Genomic DNA, 15,335 nt, shown 5'->3' on the forward strand with positions numbered 1-15,335 from the left:
GACCATGAAAGGAGGCATAAAAATGAGACGCAGTCTGTTGATAGCCACTTTGGCCGCACTGATGGGGCCGTTTCTGGCCGTGGATGCAGAGGCCATCTTCAAGAAACTGGGCACGACCGGGTTTAACTTTGTGAAAATTGGCCAATCGGCTCGCCCTGTGGCGATGGGATCTGCATATATGGCCATTTCTAACGATATCAATAGCATCTTCTGGAATCCGGCTGGTCTGACCCACATCGAGAGGGCTGCATATACCTTTTCTTACAATCGCTGGTTTGCCGATTCAAAACTCTACTCGGGTGCCGTGGCTTATCGTTTCGGTGCTTCGGTCTTCGGGGTCAGCATGGTGTCGTTCCGGACGAAGCCATTTGAGGAGACGACTATTTTCGAACCCATGGGCACCGGCAAGATGGTAGAGGGGGACGACATCGCGTTCGGTGTTGCCTATGCCTACCAGTTCACCGATAGGCTCTCTTTCGGTGCAAACTTCAGGTACCTTCAAGAGTCTCTATTCGAAGATTCGAATACGACTTTTGACGCCAGCGTCGGTACGCTTTTCTACACTGGTTTCCAGTCTTTCCGGTTGGCGATGACCCTGAAGAACTTCGGGCAGGACAACACCGTTATCGCAGAGAGCTCTTTTATGCCGGTGGTTTACACAATCGCCGGGGCCATGGAAGTGATCGGGAAGGTGGGAGATCCCACTTACCTGACACTTTCAGCAGAGAACGTATTTGCGATTGATTACGAAGGACGCGTTCACATGGGTGCTGAGCTGTGGTTGGCCAATACACTGGCACTGAGGGGGGGATACAAGTGGAATTACGACGCCGAGGATTTCAGCGTCGGCGCCGGGCTCAAGCGGGCTTTTGGTGCCGCGTCGCTAAGTGTGGACATCGCTTACACTCATAGCAAATACTTCAACGCACCTTTGAGATTCACGGTAAACGGGACGTTCTGAGCGTCTGTAATGGTATGCCTAACGCCGGGGGCATGGAGAGGTCCAAACCTCCGGCGTTGATTTTGTGGATTGTTCTCGTATTTCTGTCCTTATTTTTTTCTGGTGGTCCTTGACCGTATTCTTGAATCAAACGGATATCCAAGGGACACCAGTTTTTTTTGAGGGATTCATTTAAAGGTGGGGTGCTGGAAATGAAGACTTACAAGGTCGGTGTGGTCGGACTCGGTCACGGAAGAAGCCATGTTCGTCTAACCCACGAATACCTTGAGCAGACCGAGTGCGCTGCGATCTGTGATGTGAACGAGGAGCGGCTGAAGAACACGGCTGAAGAACTGGATATAGGCAAGACAACCACGCATTACGCGGACTTACTTTCGGACCCGGACCTGGACATTCTGTGTATCTGTTCGCCCTGTCATATCCACGGGCAGATGGTGCTGGCGGCGCTGGATGCCGGCAAGCATGTGATGGTTGAGACGCCGATGGAAAACGAGTCCATGGAACGACTCTGGAAAATTATCACGATGGCCGAACGCCGGCATCTGAAGGTCCAGATGGACTGCCCGGACCGGTGGATCCCGGAGTCGGTGAAGATGAAGCAGTTGATCGACGATGGCCATGTGGGGGAAATCTATTACGTGATCTGCGAATATTTACAGGATATTCGGCAGCAGGGCGGAGGCGGACTCATGAAAAAAGAGGGTTTCCGGATGGGCTACGGGGTGAAGGCACAGGAATCTGTGTCTGCCGGAGCCGGCATCTATGCTGTGGACACGGCCCGGTGGTTTCTGGGAGAGGACTTCACGGAGGTTTTTGCCTACGGCAATCGCAAGAATCTGCCCAGCCGGAACGTGGACGACCACGATGTGGCTCTGTTTCGGACGGCCTCTGGGGCGATTGCACGGGTCCAGTGTTCAAAGGCAGCGAGGCGTCCCTACAAGGAAATTACAAAATCGGTGTGGGGTACGAAGGGCACGATCGAATCTACGGGGTATCTGCCTGCGCCCCCGGACAGTACGGGGCTTTACGGATGTCTGGTGGAGGACGGCGCCGGACCCAAGCCTTATACCGGGCCTTACGAGATGCGTCCGATTGAGGTGCCGTCGGTTCCACTACCGGAGTGGATCACCCAGGATATGGTCAGGAAGGTGGGGCATGGCGGTGTGGAGTTCTTCAGTTGGATGGACTTGATCCACTCGATCGAGAACGATTGTATGTCGGAGATCAATGTCTATGAAGCGGCGCGCACATGTGCCGGGGCAGTTGCGGTCAACGAGTCGAAGGTGGCGCATCGACCGATCTCTATCCCACAGATTGTGGATCGACACGATGAGATGAAACCGCTCTATCCACTGCCCTATGGGGAAGCGTCGAGTGCGGAGCTTTGAGGTGCCGATTTTTCATAAATTGTCCTGGAGGCCGGAATTATGGAGAACGATACAAAACCATCCCCTCTTCAAGGTCTGGAAGATCGCGTTGCGGTCGTGACGGGCGGGAGCCGGGGCATCGGTCGGGCAATCGCTCGCGAGTTGGCACGTCAGGGGGTGGCGGTCGCCGTCAACTATACCGCCAATGCCCCGGCAGCCGCGAGCGTGGTCAGTGAGATTGAGCGGGATGGAGGACAGGCTATGGCGATCCAGGCCGATGTATCGGATCGCACAGCAGTGGAGGCCATGGTCCAGGCAGCGGTTCAACGTTTTGGCAGTATCGATATTCTGGTCAACAACGCCGGTATAGATGTCGCCGTATCCGTTCTCGATACAACCGATGCCGATTGGGAGCGGATTTTTGCGGTAAATGCCCGGGGGTGCTTTCTCTGCACGCAAATCGCGGCTCGGGTTATGATCGATGCCGGGGGCGGTGGACGGATCATCAACATCAGTTCGCTCAACGCCCACCTGGGCTGGATTGCAAGAGCCGCCTACAGCGCCTCCAAGGGTGCGATGGAGGCTTTTACCCGGTGCTGTGCCCGGGATCTGGGGCAATATGGAATTACGGTCAACGCCGTGGCACCCGGTGCGATTCGGACCGACATTTGGGGCGATGCGCTCACGCCCGGCGCTGAAAAGGCACAGGCCGAGCGCGTTGCCCTCGGGCACATCGGAGAGCCGGAGGATGTCGCCGGAATCGTTGTATTTTTGGCGTCCCCATCTGCGCGCTTTATCACCGGCGAGGTTATCCTGGTGGATGGCGGCCGAGGGACATGCGATTACTTGCCGACAGAGCATGCGTTAGAGGACAAGATGTATCCGTAGATTTGATCAGGAGGGCATTAAAATGGCAGAGGATACACTTAAACAGATTTTCGAATATGTTGATCAACATTTCGACGATCATCTGGCAGCTACGCAACGCTATCTTCGCCAACCCAGCATCTCAACGGAGAATTTGGGGATACAGAAGTGTGCCGAAATGACCGCAGAGATGCTGCGAGACCTGGGTGCAGACGCGAGGCTGGTCCCTCTGAAAGGCGGTCATCCCGTCGTGTACGGCCATTTGATGTCCAGCAACAGCGATCGCACCCTTCTGGTCTATGGCATGTATGACGTCCAACCGGTAGATCCGCTGGAGGCCTGGGATTCGCCGCCCTTTGAGGCCAGGATTGTGGATGGCCGTATCATTGCCCGAGGTGCCATAAACACCAAGGGACCGCTGATGGCTTTTATTCACGCCGTCCATTCCATTCAGGCCGTTACGGGTGATGTGCCCGTCAACCTCATTTTTCTCATAGACGGTGAGGAGGAATTGGGCAGTCGGCACCTGCCCCAGTTTATTGAGCAGTACACAGATGAGTTGAAGACGGCCGATGCGATGTACTACCATCTCCCATTGGAGACCGTTAAAGGCCATCCGCAGGTAAGTCTGGGTTTCAAAGGCATTGCCTACTTTGAACTGGCGGTCAAAACACTGCCGACTGATGCGCATTCCATGGTCGGGCCTGTGGTCAACAGCCCGGTGTGGCGGCTGATCTGGGCACTTAATTCTATGCGCGGGGCCGACGATCGAATTGTGATTGATGGTTTTTATGAGAATGTACGGCTTCCCACTGAGGATGATGAGCACCTGCTCACCGATCTGGTCGATATTTGGGGGCCCCGTGCTTTCAAGGAGATGTACGGTATTACGGAATTCCGTGAAGGGCTTGATGGCCTGGACCTTGTCAGAGAAGCGATTTTTGCGCCTGGCCTGAATATCGACGGCTTTCTGTCCGGATACACTGGGCCCGGACCCAAAGCGATTGTGCCAGCTTCGGCGATGTGCAAAATAGACATCCGATTGGTGCCGGATATGACTGTCCAGGAGATTCTGGACAAGGTACGCGCCCATCTGAACCGACATGGGTATGGCGATATCGAACTGAGATTTGTGACCGGATACGATCCAGCCAGGACATCGCCGAAAGAGCATATCGCGCAAGCCGCTGTCAGAGCCCTCAGAAGATTAGACGCCGAGCCTGGAGTTGTGCCTATATTACCTGGAACGGCTCCGCAAGTGTTGTTCAGCGAGCCTCCGTTGAACCTGCCCTTTGTGATGTCGGGACTCGGTCACGGCTGGTTATTGCACGCCCCTAACGAGTATTTCGAAGTGGAGGGCCTGCGAGCATGTGAGAAGTCGGCGGTTGCGCTTCTGTATGAATTTGCAGATGCTTGATGGTTGTAGCGGAAGAGTCATCGGCCGCCACAGTGAAGGAGATTGAGGGAATGTCCGTCTTAAGCACAGAAGACCGAACCTTTTGGGAAGAGAACGGTTATGTTGTTATTCCCAATGCCGTTCCCCCGGATCAGGTCAGAGCAGCCGAACAAAAGGTCTGGGATTTTCTGGGCATGGGTCCCGAGCATCCAGAAAGCTGGTACCCGAATCCTCCCCGTGCGAGTATTATGGTCGAAATGTACCAGGATCAGACCCTCTGGAACAACCGCCAGTATCCCCGCGTCTATCGGGCGTTTGCCGAGATTTTTGGGACGAAAAAGCTGTGGGTGAGCATCGATAGAGCCAGTATGAATCCACCAGAACGGGACGACTGGAAATACTCCGGCAAATTCCATTGGGATACATCGTTGGATTTGCCGATCGAATTTTGGGTACAGGGTGTGCTCTATCTAACGGATACTGCCCCCAACCAGGGGGCGTTCTCCTGTGTACCCGGCTTTCACCGAAAGATCAAGGCGTGGCTGAAGGACCTGCCGCCGGATGCCGACCCCCGGCAGCAGGATATCGAAAGCCTGGGCGTGCGGTCAATTCCAGGCAGGGCGGGAGATCTCATTATCTGGCACAGTGCGTTGCCTCATGGAAGCAGTCCAAATACGGCCGATCTTCCGAGAGTAGCGCAATACATCACTATGTATCCCGCTCAAGAAGAAGATGAAGAAGCACGGGACCATCGGATTGAGGCCTGGCGAGATCGCCTGGCGGGTCTGGTTATCGAAGTAACCGGTAAGCGCTGGGAACTCCGGAAAGAAAAGGAACACGAACTTGGCCTGACAGCAAAATTGTCTCCCCTGGGACGAACACTATTAGGTCTTGATCTATGGGAAGACAATTAAAGAAAAAATAAAATAGGAGGTCAATTTGATGGATTTTGAAGAGATCAAGCGGCGTCTGTCCCTTCTCGATACCGCGTGCATATGTGATGCCAACAAGGACCTCAGGGCTATCGATTCTGCCATTCGTCCAATCACCACTGGCCTCAAGCTCATCGGACGTGCACACACTGTGACCTGCCACGAAGACTTTCTTACGGTCGTCAAAGCGCTGAGAGACGCCGAGCAGGATGAGGTTCTTGTCATCGATTCCCAGGGCAGTCGCAGGGCGCTGACGGGCGAATTGTTTCCGACTGAGGCCATGCGCAAGCAACTGGCTGGCGTCGTCATCGACGGTCCCTGCCGGGATACGGCAAAGATACGCACCTTACCTATTCCGTATTATGCCCGTTCAATCTATCCCGTTGCCGGTACCACTTCCAAGATATTCGAGACACAAATACCAATCTCGTGTGGAGGCGTGAGCGTGCATCCGGGTGATATTCTTTTCGGCGACGACGATGGTGTTGTTGTGGCAACCACCGCTGAATTGTCAAAGGCTATTCCGATTGCCGAGGATATCCAGAAAAAGGAAGGGCTGTTGCTCACAAAGATGGAAGAAGGGGTGAGCCTGCTTGACATGTTGAATTTTGAGGAACATTCTGCGAAGGTGGGTGCTGGAAAAGAGAGCGAGTTGAAGTTTATCGTTTGAGTTATTACCGCCCACGATAAAAAAAATAGACATTGGGGAAGATAGGTTATGAATAGCCGAGAACCAGTTTTTGTTCCCCCCAGGGCGACGATTGAATCGACAGCCGCGGATGAGGCGCACCTGTCCTCACCCGCGAAGAAGGAGGGAATTACAACCAGATCGGTGATTCTGGGCGTTCTCTTCGCGGCCTTCGCCAGTCTGTTTCTGACCTATGATGAGTACGTGATTCGCTCCTCGTATCTCAACCTGAGTCATTTTCCTTTGATTGCCTTTCTGTGCTTCCTGGTCCTGGTTATTTTGAACGTCGTTCTGGGTCGTCTGGGTTTTGTGCGCCCGCTTTCGCCCTTCGAACTGCTGATCATCCTGGCGATGGTGATGGCCGGAAGCGTGTTGCCGACATGGCAACTGACGGGCTTTTGGCTGGCGATCATTTCCTCTCCGTACTACTTTGCCTCGCCAGAGAACCGGTGGGAGCCATATTTTCACAACTACATCTCTGACTGGCTGGCCCCATCTGACCACACCGGCGCCATGACGTGGTTTTTCGAGGGTTTGCCAACAGGGGAACGTATTCCCTGGGAAATGTGGGTGGTCCCCCTATTTTGGTGGGTCTGTTTCATCGCGGCGGTGACGCTGGTTTCGGCGTGCATCGTGGTGGCATTGAGAAGGCAGTGGATCCATCACGAGAAGCTGGGCTACCCTCTGGTGAATGTCGGAATCGAGATGGCGACAAAATCTGGAGCAGCTGGCTTCAAGCCGGAATTTATGCGTGGAAAGCTGTTCTGGGCCGGGGCAGTGATTCCGTTCGGGATCGTCTGCTGGAACATCCTGACCTATCTCGTCCCGGGCCTCCCGCCCATTCCCCTGGGAGGGGGAAACGTCGTTCTTTACCCGGGGGCGCCAGGTATAAACCTGAACATCCACTTTTTTGCGATGGCGTTCGGTTTTTTTGCGAACTTAGAGGTGCTGTTCAGCATCTGGTTCTTCTTTCTGATCTTTATTGTCGAAGCCTCCATCTTCAACCGCATCGGCTACAGCGCTGGGGAAGGAGCGTACTGGTCGTCCTACAGCGCGGCCACCGGCTGGCAGTGCTGGGGGGCATTCTGGTGTATGGTGTTCTGGGTGCTGTGGACGGCGCGGCACCACCTGAGGAATATAGTGCGCAGTGCCTTCGGATATGCACAACCCGCCGAGGACAGCGACGAGATGATGTCCTATCGGACCGCCGTGTTTGGATTTATCCTGGGTATAGTATTCATTCTCTTATGGCTGCACAGCGCAGGGATGAGCTATAAGATGGCCCTGGTGTTGACGGTTTCCACTCTCGTCATATACATTGGAGTGTCGAGAATCGTGGTCGAGACCGGCCTGGCTTATGTGCGAGCACCCATGACGGCGCAGTATTCCACGCTGTATGTACTGGGGACCGAGACAACCTCGGGGGCCAGCCTGACTGCCCTGGCCTTCACATACTCTTTAGTGGCCCGTGGGACGGGGCTGTTCATGCCGGTGCTGACACATGTGGGGAAGGTGGCGGATGTGGCCGCACGTTCCCGCAAGGGAATTCTGGTCTGCACCGGTCTGGCACTATTTGTTTCTCTGCTCTGCTCGGTGTGGGGAACCCTTTACCTGGGATATGCCCACGGAGCCTACAACTTTAACTCCTGGAAGATCAATTCCGCTGCGCCGAAGGTCCTCAACGACGTAGTCGTGTACATGCAATCGCCATTTCCGACCGATTGGGAGAAGCTGCAGTTCTTCTGGATCGGCGCCGGGGTTATGGCAGTCATGACGTTCCTCCGGTACCGGTTTCCGGGCTGGCCGATCCATCCGATTGGATTTGCGATTTCATCTACCTACTTCAGCTACCGAATGACCTTTTCCATCTTTCTGGCCTGGGCGTTTAAATGGATCTTTATGAAGATCGGAGACGCGGCGCTCTACAGGCGGTCCAGACCGTTTTTTATCGGCATCCTGGTCGGCTGGGCGCTGGGAGTCGCCCTGACAATTCTCGTGGATGCGATCTGGTTCCCCGGTAGCGGCCACCATATCCACGCAGACTAAAGCCATATAGCACGCGCTTGAGCGGTGATCATGATCAGAAGGAGAAACAGGCGATGGCAAAGACATTGAAGGTTGCTGTGGTCGGGATGGGCCATGGGAGGGCGCACGTTCGGGTGTTCAACGAGTACATCGACCAGACGGAAGTGGTGATGGTCTGCGATGTCGTTGAGGAGCGGGCCAGGTCCGCGGCAGAGGAACACGGCATTGGCAAGTGGACCACCCGATACGCCGATGTGCTCGCCGAAAAGGATGTGGACCTGGTGGCCCTCTGCACGCCCTGCCACCTGCACGGGCAGCACACTCTGGCGGCACTGGACCACTGGAAGCACGTTATGGTTGAGGTGCCAATGGAGAACCAGTCCCTGGAGACGCTCTGGAAGATTGTGTATATGTCTGAAAGGCGCAATCTGAAGGTCCAGATGGACAATCAGCTCCGGTGGATGGCACCGACGGTGCATATGAAGCGGTTGATCGAACAAGAAAAGCTTGGAGAGATCTACTATGTAGAGACAGAATATGTCCACGACATTGAGGGAATTACCATCCGGCAGGATGGTTCTCCGACCTTCCGATGGGGGTTGGGAGAACTGGCTCAGGGATCGATCAGCGCCGGCGGCGGTCTGTATGCCATAGATAATGCGTACTGGTTGATGGGAGAGCAATTCGTCGAGGTGTTCGGGTACGGGAACAAAAAGAATATGCCCTATCGACAGGTGTATGATCACGAAGTGGCGCTTTTCAAAACGGCGAGCGGTGCGATTGCCCGATGTGTCTGTTCAAAGGGCCCAAAGCGACCCACGATAGAGTATGCCGCCGTGTACGGGACGAAGGGCACGCTGGAGACCTCCGGCCGTCTGCCCCATCCTCCCGATGGGCCGGGTGTCTATGGCTGCTTTGCCGACGAAGATCCGAATTATAGCAGGGGCGTTTATGGGTGGATGTACACAATGTCCGTCAAACAGGAGGACGAGGCTGCAAAGGAGCAGTCGGAACACGGGATGGTGAAGATCGAAGTGCCGCCGCTGATTGTGGATGAGGAAATCTCCGGGAGGGTGGGCCACGGCGGCACGGAGTACCTGGCCGACCTGGATCTGGTGAATGCCATCCTGGAAGACTATCAGCCGCCGTGCAACGTCTATGAGAGCGCCCGATCCTGCGCTGGAGCAATCTGTGCGGTGCAGTCGATCTACGAGGGGAGGCCGGTCCAGGTGCCGGATATCGTGGATAGAAGCGACGCCGTCAAGCGATTTGGACCACTACCGACTGCACACCAGAACTCGGATGAGCTATAAGGAGATTGAACCAGTGGGTGATGGAGGAGTGACACGGCGGGAGTTCCTTGCAAGGAGCGGCCGAGCAACTGCCGGTCTGGCAGGTCTGTCTCTGGTTATCCCGCTGACGCCCGGCAGCGTCCGGGCCGCACCAGAGGTTCATCTCACCGTCTGGTGGTGGGGCGAACAGGAGGCACCGGGTCTGCAGCAGTGGGTGCGGGAGACCGTTCACCGATACAAGGCGGCGCATCCGGGCGTTGAGATTGCAACCGTGCTACAGGCTACAGAATCGCTCTACCCGTCATTCGCCTCCGCCGGACAGGCCCGACAGGGGCCCGATATTCAGTATATGTGGGGTGGGGTATCCACGATGCAGTTCGTCTGGCGGGGGTATGTGCATCCGATCAGCGACCTGCTGAGCAAGGACGATCTGGAGCCTGTTTTTCCCGACAGTCTGCGGGAGACCGCCTTTCGGGGGAAGGTCTATGGGCTCCCCTGGTATGCGCTTCCCTTCCTGCTCGTTTACAGCAAGCCAGCTTTTGTCCAGGCGGGCCTGGATCCCGATCATCCGCCTCGCACCTGGGATGCGTTCCTATCGGCAGCAGATCGCCTGCGGGCTGCCGGTTTTGTGCCGTGGGGATATGGTGTAAAGGGTCTGAGCGGTATCGGAAATTTTAGCAGCCTCTTCATTTTGCAGGAATTGGACGATTCTACCGATATTCTCAAGGCCGCTACCGGCGAGGTTCCGTTTATCGATCCTCTGTATTCAAGCTGGCTGCACCGCGTGGAGGAGATGGTTCGAAAGGGCGTTTTCAACCGGGATGTATCTTCGCTGGAATACTATCAGGCTCAAAACCTGTTTCTGGCTGGGGAAGCGGCGATGGCCGTTGCCGGCCAGACCAAGGTGAGCTACTTCAGCAAGATGCTGGGAGAGGAGAACGTGGGTGTCATGCTGCCTCCCAGATTCGGGAAAGGCAGGCTGGCGGGTAGGATGCCGAATACGGCACAGCAACTGCTTGTGACTTCGTGGTCGGATTACAAGGAGGAAGCGGCCGATCTGCTTTGTTACTTTCATACCCCGGAACGACTGGATCGGATGCATGTCCTGTCGGGAGCGATTCCACCCGACAGGCGCTTCGATCGCAGCAGACTTGTGTGGCCGCAGGATCGCACGATTGCCGCGTGGATGGGGAGCGAGAGCATGACGAATTACCAAAACTACTGGCCGCCTCAGATGGATCGGGAAAATCTTTTCCCGACGGTGCAGTCCCTGTTCGCCGGAGCACTGTCCGCAGATCGGGCTGCGGAGCAGGTGGATGAATTCCTCAACCGGTGGCGGGATTCGAATGTGGATACGGTTGAAGAACTCGCTACTTGGGCTTCTGAGGCCAGATAGCGTATGCAGGTCAGGAGACAGCGTGTGATGATACAGTGGACAAATCGCGCGGGGTACACCTTTCTCGTTCCCGCCCTTGCCATTCTCGCCTTTGTGTATGCATACCCTATGGCGAAGGTTATCGAATTCAGCCTGCGGCATAGAGGGACCGGTGTGTGGACCGCGCTGGACAACTACCAACGCTTGCTGGGCGATCCGATTTTCTGGCAGGCGTTGTGGAACAATGTTGGGTTGTTCTTCCTGATACCGATTCTCGTTGTTCTGTCTCTGGTTTTTTCGTCCCTGCTGTACGAGCGGATCAGGGGCTGGCAGGTGTACAGGTTTTTCATCTTTCTCCCGTACATGATACCGGTTGTGGTTACCGGCATCGCGTTTGGTTACATCCTTCAGTACCGCGGTCTGGTCAACAGGGTCCTTGATTTCGCCGGACTGGGTGGGCTGCGCCAGGATTGGCTGGGAGATCCTCATCTCGCTTTTTTTACCGTAGGGGGTGTGATCGTCTGGCGGGAATTGGGGTTGGGCATCGTCCTGTTCCTGGCCCGCCTGATGCAGGTTCCGGGCGAACTCTACGAAAGTGCCCGTATTGATGGGGCGGGCTGGTGGCAGACACTTTATTACGTTACGGTTCCGCAGCTGAGTACGGTGATTCTGTTTTACACGAGTGTTATGATGATTCAGCTGTTTAGCTGGGTATTCAATTATATCTTTGTACTGACCCGGGGCGGGCCCGGCTTCACCACCTACGTGAGTGAATTTTATATCTATCAGCGGGCTTTCAGCTACGACGAGATCGGCGTTGCCTCCGCCTGTTCGTTTGTCGTGGTATTGCTCGTCGCTGTGGGCCTATCCGGCCTTTTCAGCCTGCTGCGCCGGGTGGAAATCTTCGAGTAGAGGATACTCGCGATGGTCCAAAGATTTATTCGGTCGGCCATGTGCCACTTTGTTCTGCTCGGGCTGTGCATCGTGGCCCTCGTCCCCCTCTACTTTATGTTGGTTTCGGCTCTTAAAGAGCAGATGGAGTTTTTCCAAGATCCGGTGGGATTGCCCTCTTCGCCTGTGCTGAACAATTTTGCCGTTGTCTTTGGCCAGTCGAAGTTTGCACGGTGGATTTTGAACAGCACTGTTCTCACAATCGCGTCGGTCGGTTTGACGCTCGGTATCTCGTGCTTTGCAGCTTACGCCTTCGCCCGGATCCCTTTCACGGGCCGGCACGTACTCTTTCGGCTGACCTCGGCGCTGATGGCCGTTCCGGTCATCGCCATGATCGTGCCGCTATTTGTCTTTATGGTGAAGGTCGGTCTGGTGAACACCTATCCGGCGGCCATTGCGGTGTATTGCGGGTTTATGTTGCCCTATACCACGTTTTTTTTGACTGGCTTCTTCAGCCAGCTGCCCCGGGGAATCTTCGACGCAGCTCTGATCGATGGGTGTTCGCACGGGTTGCTGTTGCGCAAAATCGTGCTGCCGCTGTCCCTTCCGGCGATCGCCACCTTGGCCATCGTCAACGCGTTGTGGGTCTGGAATGAGTTGCTCATCTCCCTGGTGCTCCTGCAGGCCGACGATATGCGCACACTTATGGTGGGGATCACTGTTTTTCGGGATCGATTCGGCGTCAATGTGCCAGTGACGATGGCGGGATTGCTCGTGGCCGTTTTTCCGATGCTTCTTTTGTACCTCAGTGGTCTGCGCTATTTTGTTTCCGGCCTGATGGTCGGTTCGCTCAAAGGTGAATGACAGCCAGCGGATGGCGGACGGAAACTCAGGAGAGAGATGCGTGTCACCAAAAAGAAGAGGTAGCGATGGCGAGCGTGACTCTGAAGCGTGTGCGAAAGGTGTTCGACAAAGCGGTGGTGGCAGTAGAGGATGTCGATCTCCAGGTGGAAGATGGAGAGTTTGTGGTCCTGGTGGGTCCGTCCGGGTGCGGGAAGACGACAATCCTCCGGATGATCGCCGGTCTGGAGGAGGTGACCAGAGGAGAGATCTATATCGGGGAGGTCCTGGCAAACAACCTCCTGCCCAAAGATCGGGATATTGCCATGGTCTTCCAGAATTACGCCCTCTACCCCCACATGTCCGTTTACCAGAATATGGCCTTCGGGTTGAAGCTGCGGAAATACCGGAAGGAGGAGATCGACGCCCGGGTAAGGGAAGCGGCAGATATTCTGGGAATCGGCGACCTGCTTGACCGGAAGCCGAAGGCGCTGTCGGGTGGACAGCGACAGCGCGTGGCGGTGGGGCGGGCTATCGTTCGGAAACCGAAGGTCTTTCTGTTCGACGAGCCGCTGTCGAACCTGGATGCCGGGCTGCGCGTCCAGATGCGCACAGAGATCAGCAAGCTGCATATGCATCTGGACGCGACGATGATCTATGTCACCCACGATCAGGTCGAGGCGATGACGATGGGGGATCGGATTGTAGCGATGCGAGAGGGACGGATCCAGCAGATTGGTTCCCCTATCGATCTCTACCGGCATCCGGTCAACCGGTTTGTGGCCGGTTTTATCGGCAGCCCGTCAATGAATTTTCTGGAGGGCAGGCTGACCCGAAACAAGGGGGTGGCCTTTTCCTGCGATGCCATCTGCTTCCCCATTCCAGAGCGATGTACCGGTTGCCTGCAAGCCTACATCGGCCGGGATCTGGTACTGGGCATCAGACCGGAACATATTGTCGAGGCGTCTGCTCCCTACGGGCCTCAGGAACGAGGGGAGGTCCGCGCCAGCGTTGAGGTGGTAGAACCGATGGGAAACGAGACCTATCTCTACCTGAGGGCGGAAGATACACGGTTTGTCGCCCGTATCTATACGGATTGGATTCCGGCAGTCGGCGAAACGGTTCACCTGGCGTTCGATTTGGCCGAGATACACTTTTTCGACAAAGAGACGGGAGCAGCCCTGATTTCGAACGAATGGGATAGCTGAACCCTGTTTTAACCTGAATAGACATGGAGGATGGAAATGCGGGTTTTCTTGTTGTTACTGATCGCGGTTCCCGTCTGGGCTCTGGCTTCGGACCAGGAGGAGGTCGAGGCGCATTATCGGCGCGGCGTCGAATCTGTGGATCAGAGCCAGCACAAGCAGGCGATCCAGGCATTTCTTCGCTGTCTGGAACTCGACGCCTCCCACTACGATGCCCGCGTGCGGCTGGCAGAGATCTATCTGAGGCAGCAGATGTTGGGGCGAGCGGCCGATGTGCTCCACCAGGCGATCGAGATTGAGCCGGACCGGGTCGAAGCCCGCCTGGTGCTTGCGGAGGTTCTGGCGACTGAAGGGCGGTTCTTCGACTCTCGACAGGAGATTCAGCAGGTGCTTTTGACCGACCCAGACAGTATCCCTGCGGATGCACGGATGAAGGTTGGCTACCTCCTGGGGATCGCGGGGGGGATGCTTCCCAACCTGGAGGAGGCCAAGAGGCAATTTGAGAAGGTGCTGGAAGTGAATCCCGATCATGTAGGCGCTTCCTTTCAGCTGGGTATCGTCGAACTCAGACTCGGTCAATTTTCTGAAGCCGCAGAGCGCTTCGCATCAATTATCCCGCATTATCCCCAACATTTTGAAGCCCAATATCAACTCGGGATTGCCCATCTTCGAAGCCAGGATTACCGCAAGGCCATTCCCGCTTTGAAAGAAGCCCTTAAAATCAGGCCAAGCAGCCTGGAGGCCAAATGGGCCCTTAAACTCGCCTACGATCGGGAAGGCGGATATCCGGAGGATTTGGAAGAGAGATATAGACTCAGGCTTTTCCACGAGGATTTCGGAGTTTCTCACCCCCTGTTTACCGATATCGCTTCCCGGGTGGGGGTCGCGAAGGTGGATGGCGGACGGGGTAGTGCCTGGGGAGACTACGACAACGACGGAGACCTGGATATTTTCGCCCTGGGACATTATGCGCCTCAGGCTCTCTATCGAAACAACGGAGATGGCACCTTCACTGATGTGGCTGTCCATGCGGGATTGGCCGATATGCCGGGCGGTTTCGCGTCTCTGTTTGCCGACTACGACAACGACGGGGACCTGGATCTCTACGTAACCCGTGACGGCTGGTTTGGTAAGAAGCCAAATTCGCTCTACCGGAACAATGGGGACGGCACCTTTGACGATGTGACAGCGAGTGCCGGCGCAGGAGATTCCGGGTCGGGCTTTGGCGCTGCCTGGGGGGATTACAACAATGATGGGGCTCTCGACCTTTACATTGCCAACGGTGTGGTCGGGGATGGGTCACCCAACGTGCTCTATCACAACAATGGCGACGGCAGTTTCACCAATGTTGCCGTTCAAGCAGGTGTTGCAGACACCCGGTCGGCTATCGGGACAGCCTTTGGGGATTACGATAAAGATGGTTACCTCGATCTGTATGTCGTCAATCATACGGAATCCAATGTCCTTTATCACAACAATGGGGATGGGACCTTTAC

Annotated in this window: 12 protein-coding genes and 1 pseudogene (1 of these 13 running past the window's edge); all 13 read left to right on the top strand. The window is 55.7% G+C overall.

The features are described from left to right. Nucleotides 1-4: 4 nt before the first annotated feature. The gene (locus tag F4Y39_24075) at nucleotides 5-961 is read left to right on the top strand and encodes a UPF0164 family protein (GenBank protein MYC16816.1); all 957 of its coding nucleotides are present in this window, start codon (nucleotides 5-7) and stop codon (nucleotides 959-961) included. A gap of 158 nt (nucleotides 962-1,119) precedes the next feature. Next, entirely contained in the window at nucleotides 1,120-2,349 is a 1,230-nt protein-coding gene (locus F4Y39_24080) for a Gfo/Idh/MocA family oxidoreductase (protein ID MYC16817.1), read from the top strand. Between the two features lie 39 nt (nucleotides 2,350-2,388). Continuing rightward, the gene (locus F4Y39_24085) at nucleotides 2,389-3,216 is read left to right on the top strand and encodes a 3-oxoacyl-ACP reductase FabG (protein MYC16818.1); all 828 of its coding nucleotides are present in this window, start codon (nucleotides 2,389-2,391) and stop codon (nucleotides 3,214-3,216) included. A gap of 22 nt (nucleotides 3,217-3,238) precedes the next feature. Continuing rightward, a complete protein-coding gene (locus F4Y39_24090) occupies nucleotides 3,239-4,612 on the top strand; it encodes a M20/M25/M40 family metallo-hydrolase (protein ID MYC16819.1) in 1,374 nt (457 codons plus the stop codon). A gap of 50 nt (nucleotides 4,613-4,662) precedes the next feature. Further along, on the top strand, nucleotides 4,663-5,505 hold the full coding sequence (locus tag F4Y39_24095) for a phytanoyl-CoA dioxygenase family protein (GenBank protein MYC16820.1): 843 nt from the start codon (nucleotides 4,663-4,665) through the stop codon (nucleotides 5,503-5,505). Nucleotides 5,506-5,533: 28 nt separating this feature from the next. Beyond that, complete coding sequence (locus F4Y39_24100) at nucleotides 5,534-6,193, top strand: RraA family protein (protein MYC16821.1); 660 nt, start codon at nucleotides 5,534-5,536, stop codon at nucleotides 6,191-6,193. Nucleotides 6,194-6,241: 48 nt separating this feature from the next. Then, nucleotides 6,242-8,257, top strand: a complete 2,016-nt coding sequence (locus F4Y39_24105) for a hypothetical protein (protein ID MYC16822.1) — start codon at nucleotides 6,242-6,244, stop codon at nucleotides 8,255-8,257. 53 nt (nucleotides 8,258-8,310) lie between these two features. Continuing rightward, nucleotides 8,311-9,549, top strand: coding sequence for a Gfo/Idh/MocA family oxidoreductase (locus F4Y39_24110; protein ID MYC16823.1), 1,239 nt, complete (start codon nucleotides 8,311-8,313; stop codon nucleotides 9,547-9,549). Beyond that, complete coding sequence (locus F4Y39_24115; protein ID MYC16824.1) at nucleotides 9,356-10,924, top strand: extracellular solute-binding protein; 1,569 nt, start codon at nucleotides 9,356-9,358, stop codon at nucleotides 10,922-10,924. Before F4Y39_24110 ends, F4Y39_24115 begins: the two co-directional genes overlap by 194 nt. A 3-nt stretch (nucleotides 10,925-10,927) precedes the next feature. Continuing rightward, a complete protein-coding gene (locus tag F4Y39_24120) occupies nucleotides 10,928-11,815 on the top strand; it encodes a sugar ABC transporter permease (protein ID MYC16825.1) in 888 nt (295 codons plus the stop codon). A 12-nt stretch (nucleotides 11,816-11,827) separates the two neighbouring features. Beyond that, nucleotides 11,828-12,658 carry a carbohydrate ABC transporter permease gene (locus F4Y39_24125; protein ID MYC16826.1) on the top strand — a complete coding sequence of 277 codons (831 nt, stop codon included), beginning with the start codon at nucleotides 11,828-11,830 and terminating at the stop codon, nucleotides 12,656-12,658. 65 nt (nucleotides 12,659-12,723) lie between these two features. Continuing rightward, nucleotides 12,724-13,842 (top strand): sn-glycerol-3-phosphate ABC transporter ATP-binding protein UgpC, encoded by a 1,119-nt coding sequence (gene ugpC, locus F4Y39_24130; protein MYC16827.1) that lies wholly within the window; start codon nucleotides 12,724-12,726, stop codon nucleotides 13,840-13,842. Between the two features lie 30 nt (nucleotides 13,843-13,872). Beyond that, nucleotides 13,873-15,335: pseudogene (locus tag F4Y39_24135) on the top strand (tetratricopeptide repeat protein) (it continues 568 nt past the right edge of the window).

The organism is Gemmatimonadota bacterium (genome assembly GCA_009838845.1).
GTDB lineage: Bacteria > Latescibacterota > UBA2968 > UBA2968 > UBA2968 > VXRD01.